The 2183-nt window shown below is 30.7% G+C and carries 4 protein-coding genes; all 4 read right to left on the bottom strand.

The annotated features are described in order from the left end of the window. Positions 1-140: 140 nt before the first annotated feature. On the bottom strand, positions 141-377 hold the full coding sequence (locus OEZ61_RS07975; protein ID WP_053792326.1) for a hypothetical protein: 237 nt from the start codon (positions 375-377) through the stop codon (positions 141-143). Positions 378-529: 152 nt separating this feature from the next. Beyond that, the gene (locus OEZ61_RS07970) at positions 530-1198 is read right to left on the bottom strand and encodes a DUF805 domain-containing protein (protein WP_220382343.1); all 669 of its coding nucleotides are present in this window, start codon (positions 1196-1198) and stop codon (positions 530-532) included. A 61-nt stretch (positions 1199-1259) separates the two neighbouring features. Then, the gene (locus OEZ61_RS07965; RefSeq protein WP_220382342.1) at positions 1260-1910 is read right to left on the bottom strand and encodes a DUF805 domain-containing protein; all 651 of its coding nucleotides are present in this window, start codon (positions 1908-1910) and stop codon (positions 1260-1262) included. 177 nt (positions 1911-2087) lie between these two features. Then, positions 2088-2180: an IS3 family transposase gene (locus OEZ61_RS08305; RefSeq protein WP_080719905.1), complete on the bottom strand. Its 93-nt coding sequence runs from the start codon at positions 2178-2180 to the stop codon at positions 2088-2090. Positions 2181-2183: the final 3 nt, after the last annotated feature.

Raw genomic sequence — 2183 nt, 5'->3', positions numbered from 1 at the left:
CATATGAATATCTATTATTAGCCATACAAAAAACACCTCCGAATTATGTTATTTTATCAAATTAAAATAATCATTTTATCGAAAGTGCTTTTATTTATCTGTTCAATATTATAACTTCAGTTCCCAAAGCGTATGCTTTTTTATTTGATATTGATCCAAATGATTGCGCCTAATAACAATACATCGACGATTGTCATTACGACGTTGAACCATTTAGTTCGATTATGGAAATCAACAATCAGCATGTTTCTCAATCCTACTGGAATAGAAAGCATTGCCAATCCAGCAATAAAGATTACTAAACTGTGGACACTAAATAATAATATTAAAACGTATAGTAAAAAAATGGTCCAAACAGTGTTACTGTATTTTTTCATTATCATCACTCCGGTAAAACGTAAAACTTATGTATAGTAATTTATGATAAAAAATTAATTTTAAGTTAAAAGCTACTTATTAAGTTTATATATCTATTAATGATTTAAGTCAATAAAAATAAAAAAGAACTGCCAAAACTTGGCAGCTCTTTTTAATGATCATAATTTGAACCATTATACGTATAATTATAATATTTTCCATCATTTTCTTTTTGTATAAACATATCAAATCGATGTAGATTAACAGACTCTTCATACTTAAATTGGATTGTATTCATTTCGTGAACCCCTGCAAACAGTCCGAAGATAATTACTAAAAGCCATCCGATTACATGGTTAATAGCTTTTGATGGTTTCTTGTTACCATACTTTCTTTGTCCCTCTTCTTGAGATTGCTGACATAGCAACACAAAGATTACTATCCATCCAAAAATTGGAACTAGCAATAACAATAAGAACCATCCGGATATATTAGCATCGTGTAGTCTTCTACACGTACTAAATATTAGACTAACTGAAATAAAATCCTTACAGAAAGCAAAAACAAACCCGTAGCATTTTAAAAGTCTTACTCCAGATGCAGAATCATGTAACGAAGCGTAACTCAATGACCAAATCAAATGGAATGAAACAGCGAAAATCATCATCCATAAGAAACCCAGCCAGTATTCTTTTCTAGAAGAACATCCAGCAATAGTATATAAATGTTTAAAGTAGCCTTTTAGAACATCCGTTGAACTGGTCTTATCTTTATCAACAATTATTTGATTATTCTCTTGGTTAGATCCACAGAAACTGCAAAAAATATCACTATAAGCCATTTGTTTTCCACAGTTTGAACAATACTTTATACTCATTTAAAATTCCTTTCCAACTTTGTTACTATCGATAAAGCATAAAATGCATCTCGCTGATATACATTCCGATGTATAACCACGCTGCTAACATTGAATAAATTACATACAGCACAATTATCCGAATTTTTTTGGAATTATTCATACCAACGTTTATATACTTATTGCCGTTTACAACGGATTTTTGACAAAACATGACAATTAACGCGATGATACCCAAAAAAGGAATGAAGCCAAGACAAATAAAACGTCCAGATAAGTTAGTATCATGTAGTCTTCTAACGGCTACAGATAAAGACGCAATCGCTATCACACTGGATACAAGTCCTAATATAACTGAAATCGCAAAAAGAAAAGCTGGATGAATTTTAGATAATACAATCGCTGATCTGTAGTTAATACCAACGTATGCATTTGCATAAAGAATGCCAAACAATGCTATCGCTTTGAATAGGTAAAACCACCAATATTCGGCCCTGGTGGCGACACCACTTAAGTTAAATGCATTTTTCAAGCATTTAGTTACGGCATCAGTAAAGCGAATCCTTTTAGTGCTATCTTTCTCTAAATTACTTATAGTGTTATTTTCTATGTATGATTGTCTTGTTCCACAATTTGAACAAAAAGAATCATCTACGGATAGCTCAGTACCGCACTTTGAACAATATTTTATTTCCATTCATTAATCAATCCTTTAAATATATTATATTTCAAAGATACACTGAGTAAATTTTCTTTTCTATAAAGGTTAAAACATTCTTATCATGAATAAAAGATACAAAGTAATATTTAACTAAACATTACTTTGCTTTTAATAAAAAAAGAACTGACCTGAACCCCTAAAATTGGAAGATGGTTATGCTATTTTCTGGGAGGAATTGATCCGGTATTCAACCGGTGACATTCCTCCCAGTTTTTGTTTTATACGATAATTGTTGTAATAAGATATATA

The sequence above is a fragment of the Apilactobacillus sp. EABW-1NA genome, assembly GCF_030398685.1.
Classification (GTDB): Bacteria; Bacillota; Bacilli; order Lactobacillales; family Lactobacillaceae; genus Apilactobacillus; species Apilactobacillus waqarii.
The sequence above is the reverse complement of the archived record's forward strand: the minus strand, read 5'-3'. Positions and strand labels throughout refer to the sequence as shown.

Coding starts and splice junctions, on each gene's coding strand:
- OEZ61_RS07965 (WP_220382342.1), bottom strand. CDS start 1,910: ATGGAAATAAAATATTGTTCAAAGTGCGGTACTGAGCTATCCGTAGAT.
- OEZ61_RS07975 (WP_053792326.1), bottom strand. CDS start 377: ATGAAAAAATACAGTAACACTGTTTGGACCATTTTTTTACTATACGTT.
- OEZ61_RS07970 (WP_220382343.1), bottom strand. CDS start 1,198: ATGGCTTATAGTGATATTTTTTGCAGTTTCTGTGGATCTAACCAAGAG.